The sequence below is a fragment of the Leptospira mayottensis 200901116 genome, assembly GCF_000306675.2.
GTDB lineage: Bacteria > Spirochaetota > Leptospiria > Leptospirales > Leptospiraceae > Leptospira > Leptospira mayottensis.
The window spans coordinates 1,730,001-1,747,500 of the sequence record NZ_CP024871.1; the positions used below are offsets into that span (position 1 = coordinate 1,730,001).

Here is a 17,500-nt window from a genome sequence, read left to right on the forward strand (position 1 = left end):
AAAAACGTTCTGGATAGAAGCGAGCTCTATGAGGAAATTCTAAAGTGTTATCCGAAGTATCAGGGTTGGAATCTTTCCACGATTGCGCTTCATCTGCTTCATTCTTCCCTGGGAGAAGGTGTGGTTCTGCTCGGGATGAGAAGGGAGGAATACGTGAAAGATGCGAGTCTTTCTTTTGAAGCACTCGCGAGCGACATTCAATATCAGGATTGGAAAAAATTTGAAATTTGATCCTGAAATCGTAGCTCTTTTCGAACACATCACTTCCACTTCCGATCCGGAAGAGACGATCGACTTCGCTTATCAAAATGGAGAAAGATTGTTCCGAGAGGGAAAATACTTCGAGGCGCACGAGGTACTCGAATTTCAATGGAAAAAGGATTTCGGAATTAGGAAGATTTTTCTTCAAGGAATTATACAACTCTCCGTTTCTCTTCATAAGATATATGGAAAGCCGAACGGTCGAGGATCTAGGATGCAAGCAGAAAGGTCCAAAGAAAAATTGGAAGCGGTTTTCAGATCTGGAGATTTGAGCGAAAAAGGAATGCGGGTGATATTCGATTTACTTCAAAGTTTGGATCAGATCTTAAACCTTTACGAAGGAGACGAACTTCTTGTCGAAAAAGTTTCTGCTTTCTGTATTCCAAGTCTTCCGAAAGAGTGGCGGGAATTGTTCAGAGGCTGATATGGGTGAGATAGAAAGTGGTTTTTTTCAATCCGGGGGATACAATCTTTCCTATAAAATTCATAAAAACGAAAAGAAACATTCGATACTTTTATTTCATGGATTTCAGGATGCATCGGATACGTTCCTCTATCAGTTTCCGTTCTTATCCGAACATTTTGATATTTATCGATTCGATTATAGAGGTCATGGGGATTCTGAATGGCTTCGGGAGGGGAACTATCATTTCATCCAAACTCTCGTGGATGTAAAGACGTTTGTCTCCAAATTTCTTCCCGAAAAGTTTCATATCTTAGGTCATTCGATGGGGGGAGGAATCGGAGCAAGATTTGCGGGAATTTATCCGGAGAAGATTTTAAGTCTGGTTTGCCTGGAAGGTTTTATGTCGATTCAAAATCCGGAATTTGAAAAGAAACGTCTGAAAGTTTGGTTGGATACACTTGAGAACAATGAGGTTGGAACTAAGGAAAGAAAGAATAAAAGTTTTTCGAATTTAGACGAATTGACGGCTCGTTTGAAACCCGTTTATCCTAGATTGGATCCAGAAAAAGTTCGGGATTTGGCGACTTATCTTTCTAAAAAGACTGATACCGGATTTCAATGGAAAAACGATCCTCTCTATAAAAGAGGATTCCCTTTCATCTTTTCTCCATATCTGACTCGTCATCTCTGGGAGTGTATTTCTTCTCCGACACTCATTATTTACGGAAAAGAAACGCATCTTATGCCTGAAAATAGGGAAGAAATTCTTTCCCACTTTAGACATTTAGAATATATCGAAATGGAAAACGCGGGTCACAATATGCACCACGACCAACCCGAAAAACTAGAAGAACTGTTAAACGAATTCTACGTCAAACATGGTTTTCTTTCTAAGTAGTTAAGGCTTTAGGGTTGTTCAAAATCAGATTATTGTAGCCAAGAGAAATATTATATTCTATACTGCTAAATAAAAAAAATGATAATAAGAATTGCGGTCGGTTAAGGTCCCGAATTCAGTCACGTTTTCAAACGGAAATCTAAGAATTCTTTTTTGAAATTCAGATGAATTTTTTACAAAATAGAACGATTTTTTCGTTCCAATTGATTGTAGTTTTTTTCATTTCCTCTTTAAAGGCGCAGACGATTCTTTTAAAAGATAGAATGGTTCTTTCAACGTCGGCCCGGTTACGTTCTTAGCTTTTATCAATCCTGAATGCACCATTTACTTATCTTTATATCGGGAAGGGTCGGCTTGAAACGTTATGTTTCCATAGACGGGCGGGACAACTTGAGTTCTTCAGGAAAAGGTTCCATTGACTTCCGAATAAAAAGTGTTTTTTTACAAAAAAAGCTTGTACTTTCACCCATATTTCCAGAACATTTTTTCAACAATTTTTAAGGATGTTTTCATGCAAGAGCAGGGTGCAAAGTTTAAGAACCAGTTGGAAAGATACGTCAATTACCGAGGGATAGATATCGTTTTGTATCTTAAAGACGGTTCTCGTGTGGAATTGGACCGCAATCGTAAAATGGTGGGCGAACGAATCGTGTATTTTCCTTCAAAGAATCTTACGAGCGCCGTGGAGATTGCGAGTATCAGTCGTGCGGAATTTTTTGTAGCTTGATGAAAGAGAGTTCATTCTAGATCGGTTCGAAAAAAACTTACAAAAATATCGAACCAAAATTTGCTCCCTCTTGCAAAAGATAAAAGAGAATACGATCCGGTGGTCGTTATTTTATGGATTGTATTGTTCTCAAAAAATATGTTCAAATTGTATTTACGACGTAGTTTTTTGAAAGAGGGAGCGAAAGTTAAAACTTCTCGGAGATTTCTTTTTTGACAAGGGTCGCTTTTTTATTTTGTCCGATTCAGGGTCTTATTGAAAAAGTAAGGGGATCAGTTGTGTTTCCCACATGTTTTATTATTTATCGGAAAAAATAAAAATTGTGCCGATGAGAATTTATTTGATTCATAAGCTTCAAAATTAAAACTTATAGATTCTACAAATTTCAAGTAAATGAAATCGGATGGAAGAAAAACTAATTTCTGAATATTTTAATTTTCTAATTTAACTATCCAAGTGGAGAATAGTTCTGCAACTAAATTTTCTTCTTCATCGAAGGCTTGGGAAGTCAATTTCACAATCGAACGCTTTTGTTCCGTGATTTCACTTTTAATTCTCACTTTCCCTTTCGTAACACTTTTACGATATTTGATTTCGGCGGTTGCAGTTGCCATAAATTTATATTTTAAATTGGAAGATCGAATCCAAGCGGCCATCGCAGCTCCGGCCGAACTGTCCATTGCGGAAAAAAGTGCACCTCCGTGAACGATCTTAACCGGATTGAAAAAAGAGTCGTCGACCTTGATTTCGTATTCGCTTTTTCCGGGGCTAACGGAGAGAATTTTATAACCGATTTTGTGGGAAAATTGGTCTTGTTCTTGAAAATATGCCGCAAACTCTTTTGTATTCGCTTCAGGCATTGAGGAAAATGGATTCATATAGAATTAGATTTTTTATGAGAACTTCTTTGTCAATTCGTACAAAGATTGAATGGGCAAAGGATCGATTTTGAAAAAATTAAAGTCTGATTTGAGAGCTGGGTGTAAGGTCCCAGAGAACGGTTTAAAATGTATGGTTTGATTGAAAGGATATTCGGTCTGGAAACTCGTATATAAATTCAGAACCCGTCTTAAAAACCTTAAAAAAATATCTCTAAACGATCCAGCAAGTTTCTACAAAACGTGGGAGTTCCTACAGATTGCTCACATTGGCGGTTTTTCCTGTCGTTTAAGATTGTAGTAATTCCTACATTTTGAAGTTTTAAGACGGGCTCTTAGTAACGGAAATGCGATTTGACAATTCTAATACTAAGAAACTTGTTCTAAAGCTAAGATTGTGGAATAAAATGTAAGACTTTTGGATTTATGTACTTGAAAGAATGAATTTTTCTTCGACGGGAAAAATAGGAAGAATGTAAACATTATAATTTTTTAGTAAAAGATCTAAATAGAAAACGACTCAGTTGAAACGCCTATTTCCTAAATCAACCGTTTAAGAAAGATCTCGAATTAAGTCTTCGATCTCTTGGATCTTATTAAAATCTTTTTCCGTATAGTTCATATAGAGATCATATTCCGATTCCGAAATTTTGTCGCAACGAATCACTTTGACCGGGATTTGAATTGCTCCGGAAAGACTAATCGTTCCTAGTTTGAGTTCTAAGATTGTTCCAGGTTCAATGGGAGAGTCGGTTCTATGGAGCAGACCTTTCAGGATATTTTCAGCCAATCGAAGGTTTTGACCGGCCAATTGACTCAGATAGACAGTGACAGTGTTTGGAATTCTATTATAATGCATGGCACAACGATGCAAAACTCTACCGGATTTGATCAAGCAAAATCCTAAAATTTCTTCCGGAGACTGGAGTTTCTTATATTAAATTTTTATTATATTTCTGTTTTAACACACTTTCGGTAATACAAAATGTTCAGTAAAGAATTCGGGTTTTAATTGAAAATGGATGTTTCTCGATTTTTTCCTTGAGTTCGTTCCCAACGGATTTGTCGATCACCATCGATAGATAACCGATTTCCGCGCTGGTTCCCAAGTGTTGGGAGCTGATATTTGCACCGATTTCCGAAACCATAGAGTTGATGTCCTTTAAGAAGCCGGGTTGGTTTTTATGAACGTTTAGAATTCTATACTGACCAGACGGCAATGGGGTGATTTCCAGGTTCGGAAAATTTACAGAAAAAGTGGTCGAGCCGTTGTTTACGAATTTTAAAAGTTTACTCGCGACTTCGGAACCGATATTTTTTTGTGCTTCTTCGGTACTGCCTCCTATATGCGGGGTAAGAATGACGTTAGGCAAATTTTGCATTGGAGTTAAAAACGGATCGTTGTTCGATTCGGGTTCTTGCGGAAAAACGTCTATTCCCGCTCCGGAGATATGACCGGATTTGATTGCTTGTGCAAGTGCTTCTAGATCTACAACTTTCCCTCTGGAAAGGTTAATCATGTATGCACCTTTTTTGGTGATCTCGATTTCTTTTTTTCCATAGAGATTCATCGTTTGAGGAGTTTCTGGAACGTGGAATGTGATGAAATCCGAGTTCTTCAAAAGTTCCTGATAACTTTCGGTCGGAGTTGCGTTTCCGAGAGGAAGAACCGCTTGGACGTCGTAGTAGATGACCTTCATTCCCATCGCTTCTGCGAGAACGGAGACTTGGCTTCCAATATGACCGTAACCTACGATTCCGATTGTTTTACCTCGAACCTCGAAACAATTTTTGGAGATTTTGTTCCAAATTCCGGAATGAGTGTTTCGGATATGATCCGGAACTCTTCTGGCGAGCATGATGATTTCCGAAATCACAAGTTCTGCGACGGAACGAGTGTTGGAATAAGGGGCATTGAATACAGGAATTCCTTTTTTTTCTGCTCCGGAAAGATCTACCTGGTTGGTTCCGATGCAAAAACAACCGATTGTCAAAAGTCTTTTGGCTTTTTCTAAAACGGCGGGAGTTACGTTGGTTTTACTTCGAATTCCCAGAACGTGGACATTTTCAATTTCATCCAAGAGTTCTTTTGTCGAATAGGCGGCAGGGAGAAGACGCACATTAAAACCGTCTTTTTTGAACATATCAAACGCATCTTGGTGAACGTTTTCGAGAAGGAGAACGTTGATCTTATCTTTTGGAAATGAAATCATTTACCTACCAAGATTTCAAGAATGCGATTCTCTGAAAATTGAATTTTTACTTGGCTTGTTACGGAAAAAATCCTAGTTTGAAAAAAGTTTTTCAAAGACGAAATTGGATCTTCTTTTTTGGAATTCTCTGGTTCTTATGGAATTTTCTTTCAAATCCAAGGTATACTAAAAAAATTGGGGGAAACAATTTTGGGGGAGCTTTTGAAGATTCTGTTTTTCATTTTTCTTTTTTGTTTCAGCCTGTTTATAGGAATCGGTTGTTCTTCTCGCGATCCTATCCGTCGAACTCCCGAACCAGCTCTCGAACAGGTTTTATTCAATTCGGATTCTCTCTGTCCTGGATTTCACTTTTTTTGCTTTGGTGGGGACACTAGATCCTTGAATTTTCGAGGTGTTTTTAAGAATTCAACTTCTGAAAAATCTATCTTTCTAGATTACTATCTCAGTTCTTTTGAGGTCAGTTTTCCGGTCGGAGTTTCCTTAAAACTTGACGGAGCCTGGTTCAATCTTCGCAAAGTAGGAACCGATTATTCTGATTCCGTCCGAATTTCTTCTTTTGTTCCGATGGAAGTCGCCGATAAAATCATTCATGCAAAGGAAATCGCATTCAGTTTCTCCTCCAGAGAAAAAACGACAAACCAATTTTTTTCTCCCGTAGAGGCGGAAAAATTTCAATTCCTATTAAAATCGCTTCGAGAAAAATTGGATACTCAATCAAAGTTGAATATTCTGAATCCTTGATTTTTTTTGCTTTGAAACGAGTGAGTGTTGATCTTTGAGTATTTTTGAACGCGAGTGTATGTTTTATCTGCTGTTCTTTTACTATTTCCTTTGTATTGCTCGTTAAATTCGCGATTCTGTTCGTTTCTTTGTGGACATCCATTCCTACATATACTTTTCTTTTCATTACGTTCCTTCTGTTGGTTTTCTTGTTTTGTGGTAAATGCTTGCATCTAACCCACGGTTTTCAAGCCCAGAAGGGGCGCCATTTTGTCTTAATAATTTAAATGTAAAATTTGATATTTCCAAGTTTGTAGATGGGAATTTCAAGCCTACATCCAAAGCCTTGAGGTGTGGGAATTCCTACGTTTTGTTATTAACGGTTAAAAGCGATCTCAAAACCTCGAAAATATCTTAGGACAGGCTTTAAAAATAAATTTTTATTCTCTCGCCAACTTTTTAACGCTGTCCAAAGTAGGAGAGAGCCAATCTTCCAAAAGAGGATCTTGACCGATGGCTTCTTTTTTGAACATGAGATCCTTGTTCGACATTGCAATTTCCGAAATCTCGTTGATTTTTCTTGCGGTTTCGATCGCCTTCCAATAATGTTTTAAAGCTTCAGCGGTGTTTCCCAGTTTTTCATAGACCGCGCCGATGTTGTTATAAGCGGCGACTAACGTCTGATAGACTTCTTGGTGATATGGATCGTCTGGTTTTGGGGGGCCCATATTCAAAAGTTTTTCTTCCATATCGTCTTGAACTTTGAGATAGTTTCCAAGACTCGCCTTATATTGGCCTGTATAAAAGAAAGCGTTTGCTTTACCCATGAGTAAGGTGGAATGGTTGTACTCGTCCTCGTCTTCAAAACCGGACCATTCGTTGAGGGAAGCGGCAAAGTCTCCGTTCATGTAATCCGCCCAACCCTTGAAGTAGCGAAGTTCTCTTTGGATTCCTACGGGAAGGGGAGTTCTCCATCTGCGAATGAGGCTGAATTCGTTTTCGTCGGTTTGAACTGATTCCGCTTTGGAAAATCCATCCAGAGAATTTTTGAGTTCCATGGATCTTGTTTTTGCGATCGCATCCATCGCGGTTCTTGCACGGAACGGATAGATTTTGCGTCCCGGGAATTCGGTAATCTTATCTTTTTCATGAATTCCTGCCGCGGATAAGTATTGGATTCTCGCCTTATCGAAATAGATACGGCCCACGTTTCCTTGGATCAGTGTTTCGTCTTCTTCTCTTGCTCCGTAGCTTTGTTTGTAATTCTCAAAACGTTTGAGGGATTCGTTTAACAATTTATCCGCTTCTGCGAAGTTTGCGAGACGAATCGCATTTTCTGCGAGTTCTGTGGAGGCTAGATAGTGAGCGGGATCGAGTGTCGCGGCTTTTTCGAAAAATCTTCTAGCTTGGATGGATTCCTTGATGGAAGCGAAATATCTTCCTCTTTGATAGTAGCCTTCCGCGTATTGGGAACCTTCGATTTCCGTTCCGGTCACGGGATCTTCTTCTGTTTTATGATAGATGAGATCCAGAATTTCAAGAGCGTTGTCGTTGACTTCCATTCCTGAAACCTGGTCCGTAGGATTGATGTTATAACGAATTCTTAATTCTTTTTTATTCAGATCGGTGTAAAAGGAAGCAAGCTTAGAAAGAATGTGAAGAGAAAGTTTCTTTTCTATATTCAGGTTGTTTTTGATTTGTCTGTGGTGGTTGATTACGAACTGAGGATTTCCGTCTTCCTTCCACATTTCGATGTAAGTGGAAAGTAGACCACCTTGTCCAACGGAGCTAGAAGGATCGATCTCCACGATCTTATTGTAAAACGATGCGGCTTTGCCGAATTCTCTTCGGTTGTAATAGATCTTTGCGATTCCGGCGGTAGATTCCTCATCGTAGGGTTCGTTTCCGTCGGTATACACTTGTTTGAAAAAATTAATCGCGAGCTGATCGTTTTTATATTTTCCGCCTCCGAGAGAAGGCTCGGTAAAAGAAGGCATAATGGAAGAATGAAATCTTCCCAAATTCTTATACGTAGGATTGTCGTGCGTTTGTTTTTCCAGACGCATCACGATGTATGCTCCGGCCTTCATGATCTTTCTTTGAATTCCGTCTTGAGCGACAAGAATCATACGGTTCTCGTTGCCGATTTTTCCCGCGATTGGAAGTTTTCCATTGTCCCAAACCTGACTTTTGGCAAGGGTGATGATGGGGACTTTCTCCCGTTTGTCCCAAGCATTGGAAGAAGGTTCTTCTCCTCCGGCGCCAAAATCAGGGCTTACCTTGCCGAATAATTTTTCGAAGGCGCGGTCGTATTCTTCGACTCTTGTATATTCCACACCGTAGAGATTCAAATATTTGAGGTGGTTCGGGAGAATTTTTTCTCCTCTGGCGAAAGATTCTTCTGCTTCGAAAAATTTTTTCTTTCGGGTTTCGCTGTTTTTCGGATAAACTCCCGCCTCGCGGATCAGGGTCAGGCCTTGTTCGTAGTACTGAGCTGCCTGATTTGGAATGATAAAGTTTCTGTAAAATAATGTTCCGCCTACTACGAGAAAAATCGTAGCCGCGATTGTGATGATCGTCCTGCGGATCATCTTTCTTTGTCTTTGTAGGCCTTCTTTGGTATAAACAGGATCTGTAGAAATGATAGGAACTCCGTCTTTGGAGAATCCGCTCATTTTTTGAGAAATGGAAATAGTTTCTCCTAAGGCTCCGGAAAGGAAGTCTGCGATTTCTTGAGGAGAACTTTCGATCTTGATTAATTCTAAGAGCCCCTTTTGATCTCTAGGCGTTAGTCGATCTTGAACGATTGAGTCAATCACCGCACGACGCAAAGTAGGAGGGTATCTGAGAATTTCTTTTTGTATGATTGCGAGCTCTTCGTCTTTGAGTCCCTTATCGATATCCTGTTTTTCTTCGTTTGCGAGTCCTTGCAGATCTGCTTCAAGACCTAAAGAACTTCCGGAATCGAAATCTACCCCACCTACATCAGATTCTAAGTCGGGACTGAAGGAAGGGTCCGCATCTCCGGGGATGTCGGATAATGTGTCTTCTTCTGTGGAAGGAACAAAATCGGCAAAAGGATCTTCGGAAACGGTAGCAGAAGAGGCGAGATTCGAAAACGGATCTTGTCCTGTAGGAGGGCCTAAATCGCCGAAGTCGGCAAACGGATCGGATTCGGTCGAAGGAGAGCTGAAAAAATCATCGTCCCCACCGGACGGCTCCGGAGACATAAATTCATCAAAAGAATCTCCGCCATCGGTATCTGTTCTGGAAAGATCGAATTCATCTCCTGGGGTTTCGATTCCGTCCATTCCAGCAAATGAATCGGAACTGTCTGCAGTAGATTCAGGGATGGATGTGAATGTGCCCATGTCCGCAAATGGATCTGCTTCGGATGTGGAAGAAGGAGTAGAACCGAAAGCGTCATCCATCGGAGCCGAACCAAAATCAGTTCCTCCGAATGGATCAGATTCCGCTGCAGTCGTATCTCCCAAACCTGCAAACGGATCATCGGAAGAAGGCTCCTCTAAGCCTGCGAACGGATCGCTTACACCGGCTGCCGGAGCAGTACTTTCATCACCAAAGGAAAAATCGTCGGAAGGGGTAGTTGCGCTCGGTTCTTCAGGAAGTCCAAAATCGCCGAGTTCTTCCGACGCGGTTGGAGTAGGTTCCTCATCCATTCCAAAATCTGCAAACGGATCGCTCGCGTCTACGGGCGAGACAGGTGATTCTTCCTCAAAGGAAAAATCATCGGCGGGAGTCGAGGTTTTCTTTGGTTCTGCTAAAAGTTCATCTAAGTCGATGTCGTCGTCTTCGAATACTTTTGTAGGAGGTCTTTTCAGACTTTCCGGTTCTTGAGATTCATAATCTATTTCCTCACTTGCCTTTGAGGTAGGTTCTTCGGATTCCGTTTCTTCCTCTTCGTCGTGAGAGAGCGTTTGAGTTCCGTATCCCATCTTCTGACGAAATACGGAAAGCATTGGATTGAGTTCTTCCGAAATTTCCGGATTCTTGGATAGAGGCTGGAGAATAGAATGAATTTGCTCTAGTTCAGCTTCGTTCAGTGGGGTAGAATTCGCCTCTGCCATGATTTCCTGCTAAATTATATCGGTAGGCCTGTGGATTCTCCAAGGAAAAAACTCTCCCTTAAATTGTGTAAACCCTATTTGAACCAAAAAAAAATTTATGTCCTATACAGGACTCGATTTGATTTCTGTGAAAGCGACCACGGATTTGCCTTATGCTTTTTCAGAAATTGATCGAACTTGTATCCAGAATGAAATCGATCCCTGTAATTAAAATTTTATTAATACTACTTTTGACGATAAGCGTTGCAATTGGTGCCGACGAAGATGCAGGAAATTGGATCGGGTCTTTTTCATCAGAAGACTACGAAGACTTTTTGGAACCTGTGGAAAAGGAGAAGATTTATTATTACTGGCAGATGGAAAAACTAAAAAAGGCCGTGGCTCCTAGATACATTCGTTATATTGATTCTGCCTTATCTTTGGAAACTGGAAAACTTCTTAATCGTGGGATTTTGTTTACCTTTGAAGGAATTGAAAACGAGGAGGTTTCTATATGCGGAAATTTTTCTCTTTGGAGATGTGTTCCTTTGAAAAAGAACAGTCACGGAGTTTTTTATATCGTATTCGATCCAGAAAGTAGGGATACGATTCGAGAGGAACTTAAAATACTGGAATATAAGTTTAGAGTGGACGGTTTATTCACTCATGATCCGTCTAACCCGGATTTGGCGGAGGATGGAAACGGTTCCTTGGTTTCTAAATTGGTTGCAATCCCTTCCGGGCCGGATAAATTCGCGACCACTCGAATTTTGGAAGATTCTCCCTATGAGGAATTGGAATATAGAACCGTCGAGTTTAGAATTTATGCTCCAGATGCGGAGATGATCACACTCGTTGGAGACTTCAATCATTGGGATCCGGAAGAGGACGTATTAAAAAAGGATAATGAAGTTTTTACTCTTATCAAAAAGATGAAACCTGGAAATTATCTCTATAACTTTGTTCAAGATGGAAAGATTATTTTGGATACCTTCAATCAGAACACAAGGCTTCGAGAAGATACAGGAGAAATTTCTTCTTATCTCACGGTTCCCGAACGTTCTTACGCTTTGGAGGCAAAATAGACTCTTTTTTTCATTGACCTAGTATTTTCCCGAGCTTTTTTCTACTCATGGAAAAAATTCGACTGGGAGTTTACACGTTCGGGGTCATCGTCGTCGGGATTCTCGTCTTTACTCTTTCCAAAAGCTGGTTCATTTTAGATAGGGGGGTGGAGTTGGTAGAATCTGGCTCTTCCAAAGAAGACCCTACGACTCCCACGGATAGAAGCGGGGACTTGCTCAATCATTCTGTGGTTCTTTGGGAACGTTATCTTTTTTATCCGTTTGAACTTTCTCGAGAAACGGTTGCTGGTTACAGAAAAAACCTGAATCACGCAAGAAATCTTACCGTAATCGATTTAGAATCCGGAAATCATAGAAAGTTATTTAACCGAAACGTCTACATTTGGGATTACTTTACTGGTACGGACAAAGAAAAGGAAGCCGGAGAAACGACTGAAGAAGCCGAATTGGACTCAGTTTTGGTGCCTGGAATTTCCACGGGAAAAAATCTCATCTTGATCGGAATGACGGAAGATACGAACAAGGACGGATTCTTAAATCAAAAAGATCGAAAACAAGTTTTTGTGTATAATCCGATCGGTGCGACTCTTATCGGGATTCTTCCGAGAAAATACTCTTTGGAAAAATTTCTTCCTTCTTCCGGCAAGGAAAGATTGGTAATGATCGTTTCTTTGGAAGAAGAATCGAAAAAGAAAAAACCGTCCCCCGTAGTTTCAAAACTTCCCGAAATCACATTTTATATTTATGATATTCGAAATAGAAGAGGAATGCTCGTGGAGCGGCCGTGATAGTGATATTGAATTTCAAGTTTTCATCTGGATATGGACTTTTTGTGTGATTGAACGTTAAGTCTCTTTTTGAATAGATAAGAGTATTTTAAAATTCTTATCCTTCTCTGGATTCGAGCCATCGTTCCGCATCAAGTGCGGCCATACAACCGGAACCCGCGGCGGAGACCGCCTGACGATAGATCTTATCCTGAACGTCTCCTGCGGCAAAAACTCCGTCAATACTTGTTTTAGTGGAACCGGGAACGGTTTTGATATAACCACTTTCATCTAGATCTAAAATTCCTTTGAAAATATCTGTATTCGGTTTGTGGCCAATTGCGTAAAAAAGTCCTCCGACTGAAAGCTCTTTTTTTTGACCGCTCATCGTGTCTTCCAAAGTCAAAGCGGTGAGATTTTTTCCGTCTCCTTTTGCTTCCTTGACTTGTGAATTCCAGATGATTTCGATTTTGGGATGAGTAGTCGCTCTCTTTTGCATAATTTTGGATGCACGAAGAGAATCTCTTCTGTGAACTAAATATACTTTAGAGGCGAATTTTGTTAAGTGAGAGGCTTCTTCTACCGCCGAATCTCCACCGCCTACGACGGCCAGTTCTTTGTTTCTATAAATCGGAAGGGCTCCGTCGCAAACCGCACAGGCAGAGATCCCTCTTTGCCAGTAGGTGTCTTCTCCGGTTACATGCATTCTTCTTGCCGTGGCTCCGGTTGCTATAATTACCGCTTCGGCTTCGATAAGCTCTTCGTCCGACCAGAGTTTGAACGGTCTGGAGGAAAAATCTACTTTAGTAATAGTTTGTGTCAGGATTTTGGTTCCGTATTTGATGGATTGTTCTCGGAAGAGTTGGGTCAATTGGGTGCCGTCGATTCCATTCGGAAAACCGGGGAAATTTTCGACTTCGGTAGTGGTTGTAAGCTGACCGCCTGCCGCAATTCCGCCCGCCATAAATCCTTCGTACATTACCGGATTTAAATTTGCTCTGGCGGCATAAATAGCGGCAGTATGTCCGGCTGGTCCGGAACCTATAATGACAATTTTGTGGGCCATGATTTCCTCAATTAGAATGATTCTAAACTTGATCTATTTTTAGACTCTTCCGTTGTAAAGCAGATCCTTTTTTCGAGGGAGAATTTGGAAAGTTTTTCTCTTTCGGAGAACTTTTAAAGACTGTCTCAAAAACCTCAAGATGTAGAAATTCTGTAATTTTTAAACGACAGGAAAAACCGCATAAAAGTGATGTAAACTGTAAATGTAGGAACTCCAGCGGTTTTGACGAATGAGAAAGGTTTGGATTTACGTTTGAATTACTTACAAAATCATCACTAGTTGATTTTGACCTTGAAGAAGAAAGATAGAATTCGCTTGCCAGGCAAGCCTTGTATTTCAACCTTTCCTCTATCCATGAAAGGATTTTTCTTCTGGGCAGGACGAGCCCTTGTATTTTTCATTCTCGTTTTGATCGGAACGGAAATTCTTCTCAATCTCCTCAAGAGTCCCTCTCTTCAATTTTATAGAGATCAAAAACTTCTCCATCGATACAATCCGGTTTATTACGTGGATCTTGCGCCGGATCAGGATATTTACATCCGCCATTTTGCCGGAAAGTGGGAAGGAAGATTTCGGACCAATTCTCTCGGAATGAGAGGTTTGGAAGAACCCGATCCGAAAAAACCCCAGCTCGCTTGTTTGGGGGATAGTCTCGTTATGGGTTTTGGAGTTTCTGATGAAGACACATTTTGTTATCTGTTGAACGGGATTGAATTAAAAGGTGGAGCAAGGCAGACTTTAAATCTAGCGGTAGACGCATACGGTTCCTTAGGAGCGCTTCGAAGATTGAAAGACATGGCTCCTAAATTAAAGAATCTAAAAGAAGTTCTTTTTTTCGTTTCAGGAAACGACTTTACGATTCCAGAAGAACTTAGGGCTAAAGGAATGCTATCGGATGACGAGATAGACGAGATTCGAAATCGAGATCCGAGTTTTAACCGAAATTTTAGAATTCAATTCGAACTTTCCAGAGCTTCTTATACGCTTCAGGCTTTGAAGCTGGCTTTTGAACAATTGAAAGTGCAATATGGATTTACTCTGTTCCGTTTGAGATCGGAATGGAATTCTACCGGACTTTCCTCCGCTTCTACCGCCGAACAAACCCCTGCAAAATATATGAAGGATTCTTTTTTTAGAACTTCGAAAACGGAATGTGATTCTGACAAGAAAGGAATATTCGAAAAAACGAATGTAACTACAGTCCCTAGTCCAGATAGCATGAGCAAAGAGGAATATAAAAGAAAATATTGTCCCGAACCGATTCCGGATTACTTTTCCTGTCGGGAGAAAGAACCGCCTCTAGATTCTCTGGAGCCTCTTCCAAAAATTACACAACAAGCATACGACGAAATGGTGGAATACACAAGATCGAAAGGGATTCGGTTGATCGTAGTTTTGATGCCGATCCAGGTAGAGGAGATATTCTGCAGAAATCGAGGGCTTTATCATCCTTTGGAAAATTATGCACTTCGAGCGACGGCTTATTTTGAAAAGAAAAAAATCCCTGTGCTTAAACTTAGAAAAGAAACCGGGGAGATGTGCGGAGAAGTGATTGAAACCGCAAAAGGTAAAAAGTTTTCAGGGATTCGGGATTATTTTATTCCCGAAGACGGACATTTGACCGTGTTCGGAAACCGATGGGCAAGACGGGCCTTGGAAAAACAGCTTAAGGAATTGGAAAAAAATGCTCTTTAATTCGGTTCAATATCTTGTTTTTGCCCCTTTCGTAATTTGTCTCTATTTCTGGCTTCCCGCAAAATTTCAACGATTTTGGCTTTTGATGGTGAGTTTGTATTTTTATGCTATATTCAAAATACCTTTTATTCTTCTTCTGATTTATTCGATTGTTTTGACATACTACGCCGTAAAGGGAATGCAAACCGCACATTCCAAATTTTTTAAATTATTTTTTTTGAATATAGCTGTTTGGGGGAATTTACTTCTTCTTTATCTGTTTAAATATATGGATTTTTCCATCCATGCCTGGAATATATTCGCGGATTCAAAACCTTGCGATCCTGCCTACATTTCTTCAACGGGTGCGATCTTGCCGATGGGTATTTCGTTTTTTACCTTACAAGCGATCTCTTATGCGGTGGATGTCTACCGTGGAACCGTTCGACAAGCGAAAAGTCTCTTTCAGTTCGGACTTTTTCTCTCTTTTTTTCCTCAGCTTGTCGCGGGACCGATCATTCGTGCTCAGGATATGCTTCATCAATTTTTGGAGAATTATACTTATAAGAAAGAAAATCTTCTTCCCGGGATTAGGCAACTGTCTTGGGGCCTTTTTAAAAAAACATTCGTTGCCGATCCGATTTCTCTGACCGTGGATCCGGTGTTCGCCAATCCGGGTGCTTATGACTCTCTATCTTTAATCTTAGCGGCGTTCTTATTTTCTTTTCAGATCTATTGCGATTTTTCCGGATATTCGGATGTTGCGATCGGAACCGGAAGAATTCTAGGATATTCCATTCCTGAAAACTTTATGAGACCTTTTTTGTCTCAGACCGTAACGGAACTTTGGAGAAGATGGCATATATCCTTTTCCTCCTGGCTCAGAGATTATATCTACATTTCCTTAGGTGGAAATCGGGTGAGTGTTTTTCGAGCGTATTTCAATGTGTTCATTACTACTTTTGTGAGTGGAATCTGGCATGGAGCGGATTGGAATTTTATCATTTGGGGGGCTTGCCACGCATTCGTGATGGTGTTGGAAAGATTTATCTTTTCTTTTTCCGCTTTAAAAAGCGGTTGGGATAAAATTCCGGATTGGGTCAAATACACGTATTCGTTTCTTATCTTTTCCTTTTCTATGTTTTTCTTTCGAGCCAAAGCGTCGCCGGAATACGGATACAATACTAGTTTGGAACTTGCGTTTGCTATTGTTAAGCGAACTTTCTCCTGGGAGAACGGCCAGACTTTACAAGTTCCGTTTGCGGTTTTAGCGGCGGTGATCATTTTATTCGGAGCCGATTATCTTCAGGAAAAAAGAGGGACTTGGATGGAAGATCTTCAAAATAAACCTTGGGTCGTTTATCCTTTGGCGGGAATGATGATACTTGTTGGTTTTATTCTCTACAGCGTGACGGTGAGCCAACCGTTTCTTTATTTTCAGTTTTGAATTTAGATTCTTGTTTTATAATTTTTTCATAGGAACTTTTGTTCGTGTATTTGGGATTTCTTTTGTAAGATTTAAAAGACTGATTCTATGCGAGATTTTTTTGGAATCGTATTCTATAACGATTCTAAGAGGTGTAGATTTATTAAAAATCGGTTATAGAATCTTTTGGCATTTATAGAAAAGCTTCAAAGTTTTGTAAAATTCAATGTCTAAGAATTGGAATTGAATGATTTGATATAACGACACTTTTTATGACCTGAGATTTAGAGGAATCAAATTGGTGCCGATCGCCTAAAACGTAAAAACGATCTTCAGGATCGCATTTTAATATCCTCGAAATCCGGTCGCTTCGTAAATTAAATTTCAGGATGTAAAACCGTAACAGTGTGGACTCCGGGAAGAAGAATTACAACTTGTATGATTTTCTGAAAGAGTGGATTACAATTTTATAATCCGAATACAACAATAATATTCCCAAACCAAAAACAGTTTAGGACAATACTTGCGTCGCATTTTGGGGATAAATCGAAATAAAATAATCAATTCAAAATGATTGACTAAGAGCCGGTCTCAAAACTGGTTGTACTTTTGAATCGTAATTATTTACTTGTGAAATGGACAAATATTATTCAGAGATCCCCGATGCACTTTGGGAAAAAATAGAACCATTAATCCCAAAAGTTAGGGCAAATCTCCAAGGAGGTCGCAATCGATTACCTACAAGAGTGGTAATGGCGGGGATCATCTATCGAATGAAAACAGGCTGTCAGTGGCGGGCAATTCCGAGTAACTTCGGATCTGGTCAAACTTGTCACAGAAGATTCCAAGAATGGGAGCGAGCGGGAGTATTCAAAAAGGTTTATAAATCTATTTTAAAATATTATGATGTGAAGAATAAGATAGCATGGGACTGGGCCTCGATGGATTCCGCAATTGTTAAAGCTCCCAAAGGGGGAGTTTAACCGGCAAAAACCCTACAGACCGCGCCAAATTAGGGGTTAAACGGCATATTCTTACGGATGGAAATGGAATTCCATTGGCCATAACATTGAGTGGAGCCAATGTTCATGACAAGCATAACGTAAAAGAGACTTTAAATTCAATCCTGATTTTTTCCGGTAGAAGAAAAAAGAAACCAAAACATCTCTGTCTTGATAAAGGATATGACTTTAAAGATACGGAAAAATTAATTAGAAGAAGAAATATCCGGCCTCACATTCGAAGAAGAGGCGAGAAACCATTGATCGGTAAATATAAAGGAAAGCCTCGAAGATGGGTCGTTGAAAGAACG

The 17,500-nt window shown here is 40.1% G+C and carries 16 protein-coding genes and 2 pseudogenes (2 of these 18 only partly in view); 11 read left to right on the forward strand and 7 right to left on the reverse strand.

The window, feature by feature from the left end; translation table 11 throughout:
* From LEP1GSC190_RS07730 to LEP1GSC190_RS07745, 4 genes are all read left to right on the forward strand, one after another.
* Positions 1-231, forward strand: the 3' end of a protein-coding gene (locus LEP1GSC190_RS07730; RefSeq protein ID WP_004280694.1) for an aldo/keto reductase. 1,293 nt of this gene lie to the left of the window's left edge; 231 of the gene's 1,524 nt are visible here — the last part of the coding sequence; its start codon lies beyond the left edge, outside the window; the stop codon is at positions 229-231.
* A complete protein-coding gene (locus LEP1GSC190_RS07735; RefSeq protein WP_004280048.1) occupies positions 221-685 on the forward strand; it encodes a DUF309 domain-containing protein in 465 nt (154 codons plus the stop codon). The genes LEP1GSC190_RS07730 and LEP1GSC190_RS07735 overlap by 11 nt, the downstream gene beginning before the upstream one ends.
* Position 686: 1 nt before the next feature.
* Positions 687-1,565 (forward strand): alpha/beta fold hydrolase, encoded by an 879-nt coding sequence (locus LEP1GSC190_RS07740; RefSeq protein WP_002762893.1) that lies wholly within the window; start codon positions 687-689, stop codon positions 1,563-1,565.
* Between the two features lie 511 nt (positions 1,566-2,076).
* Positions 2,077-2,292 carry a hypothetical protein gene (locus tag LEP1GSC190_RS07745; protein WP_004280170.1) on the forward strand — a complete coding sequence of 72 codons (216 nt, stop codon included), beginning with the start codon at positions 2,077-2,079 and terminating at the stop codon, positions 2,290-2,292.
* Between the two features lie 431 nt (positions 2,293-2,723).
* Here LEP1GSC190_RS07745 and LEP1GSC190_RS07750 read toward each other — a convergent pair whose 3' ends face one another.
* The 3 genes from LEP1GSC190_RS07750 to serA form a co-directional block, all read right to left on the reverse strand.
* On the reverse strand, positions 2,724-3,152 hold the full coding sequence (locus LEP1GSC190_RS07750; RefSeq protein WP_036035129.1) for a PaaI family thioesterase: 429 nt from the start codon (positions 3,150-3,152) through the stop codon (positions 2,724-2,726).
* Positions 3,153-3,723: 571 nt separating this feature from the next.
* Complete coding sequence (locus LEP1GSC190_RS07755) at positions 3,724-4,029, reverse strand: PilZ domain-containing protein (protein WP_036035126.1); 306 nt, start codon at positions 4,027-4,029, stop codon at positions 3,724-3,726.
* Between the two features lie 130 nt (positions 4,030-4,159).
* Positions 4,160-5,383, reverse strand: a complete 1,224-nt coding sequence (gene serA / locus LEP1GSC190_RS07760; RefSeq protein ID WP_002761132.1) for a phosphoglycerate dehydrogenase — start codon at positions 5,381-5,383, stop codon at positions 4,160-4,162.
* 117 nt (positions 5,384-5,500) lie between these two features.
* Between serA and LEP1GSC190_RS07765 the strand changes: the two genes are divergently transcribed.
* On the forward strand, positions 5,501-6,124 hold the full coding sequence (locus LEP1GSC190_RS07765; protein ID WP_002761014.1) for a hypothetical protein: 624 nt from the start codon (positions 5,501-5,503) through the stop codon (positions 6,122-6,124).
* A 58-nt stretch (positions 6,125-6,182) separates the two neighbouring features.
* Here LEP1GSC190_RS07765 and LEP1GSC190_RS07770 read toward each other — a convergent pair.
* Positions 6,183-6,290, reverse strand: a pseudogene (locus LEP1GSC190_RS07770) (IS110 family transposase); the annotation flags it as partial.
* 253 nt (positions 6,291-6,543) lie between these two features.
* The gene (locus LEP1GSC190_RS07775; RefSeq protein ID WP_002761052.1) at positions 6,544-10,191 is read right to left on the reverse strand and encodes a tetratricopeptide repeat protein; all 3,648 of its coding nucleotides are present in this window, start codon (positions 10,189-10,191) and stop codon (positions 6,544-6,546) included.
* A 152-nt stretch (positions 10,192-10,343) separates the two neighbouring features.
* Here LEP1GSC190_RS07775 and LEP1GSC190_RS07785 point away from each other — a divergent pair, with 152 nt between their 5' ends.
* The gene (locus LEP1GSC190_RS07785; protein WP_002760962.1) at positions 10,344-11,255 is read left to right on the forward strand and encodes an early set domain-containing protein; all 912 of its coding nucleotides are present in this window, start codon (positions 10,344-10,346) and stop codon (positions 11,253-11,255) included.
* Between the two features lie 47 nt (positions 11,256-11,302).
* Entirely contained in the window at positions 11,303-12,043 is a 741-nt protein-coding gene (locus LEP1GSC190_RS07790) for a hypothetical protein (RefSeq protein WP_002761149.1), read from the forward strand.
* A gap of 97 nt (positions 12,044-12,140) precedes the next feature.
* On the opposite strand, the gene trxB is transcribed toward LEP1GSC190_RS07790, so the two are convergent.
* Positions 12,141-13,088, reverse strand: a complete 948-nt coding sequence (trxB, locus tag LEP1GSC190_RS07795) for a thioredoxin-disulfide reductase (protein WP_002761081.1) — start codon at positions 13,086-13,088, stop codon at positions 12,141-12,143.
* A 354-nt stretch (positions 13,089-13,442) separates the two neighbouring features.
* Between trxB and LEP1GSC190_RS07800 the strand changes: the two genes are divergently transcribed.
* Positions 13,443-14,783: an LA_2490 family SGNH/GDSL-type esterase gene (locus LEP1GSC190_RS07800; RefSeq protein ID WP_004280902.1), complete on the forward strand. Its 1,341-nt coding sequence runs from the start codon at positions 13,443-13,445 to the stop codon at positions 14,781-14,783.
* On the forward strand, positions 14,773-16,209 hold the full coding sequence (locus LEP1GSC190_RS07805; RefSeq protein WP_002761182.1) for an MBOAT family O-acyltransferase: 1,437 nt from the start codon (positions 14,773-14,775) through the stop codon (positions 16,207-16,209). Before LEP1GSC190_RS07800 ends, LEP1GSC190_RS07805 begins: the two co-directional genes overlap by 11 nt.
* Positions 16,210-16,584: 375 nt before the next feature.
* On the opposite strand, the pseudogene LEP1GSC190_RS21030 reads toward LEP1GSC190_RS07805, so the two are convergent.
* Positions 16,585-16,687 (reverse strand): annotated as a pseudogene (locus LEP1GSC190_RS21030) (DUF1564 domain-containing protein); the annotation flags it as partial.
* Between the two features lie 136 nt (positions 16,688-16,823).
* Here LEP1GSC190_RS21030 and LEP1GSC190_RS20580 point away from each other — a divergent pair.
* Positions 16,824-17,171, forward strand: a complete 348-nt coding sequence (locus LEP1GSC190_RS20580; RefSeq protein ID WP_002724411.1) for an IS5 family transposase — start codon at positions 16,824-16,826, stop codon at positions 17,169-17,171.
* A gap of 47 nt (positions 17,172-17,218) precedes the next feature.
* A protein-coding gene (locus LEP1GSC190_RS20585; protein WP_036036267.1) for an IS5 family transposase crosses the window boundary here: on the forward strand, positions 17,219-17,500 show its 5' portion. 120 nt of this gene lie beyond the right edge of the window; the window shows 282 of its 402 coding nt (coding positions 1-282); the start codon lies at positions 17,219-17,221; its stop codon lies beyond the right edge, outside the window.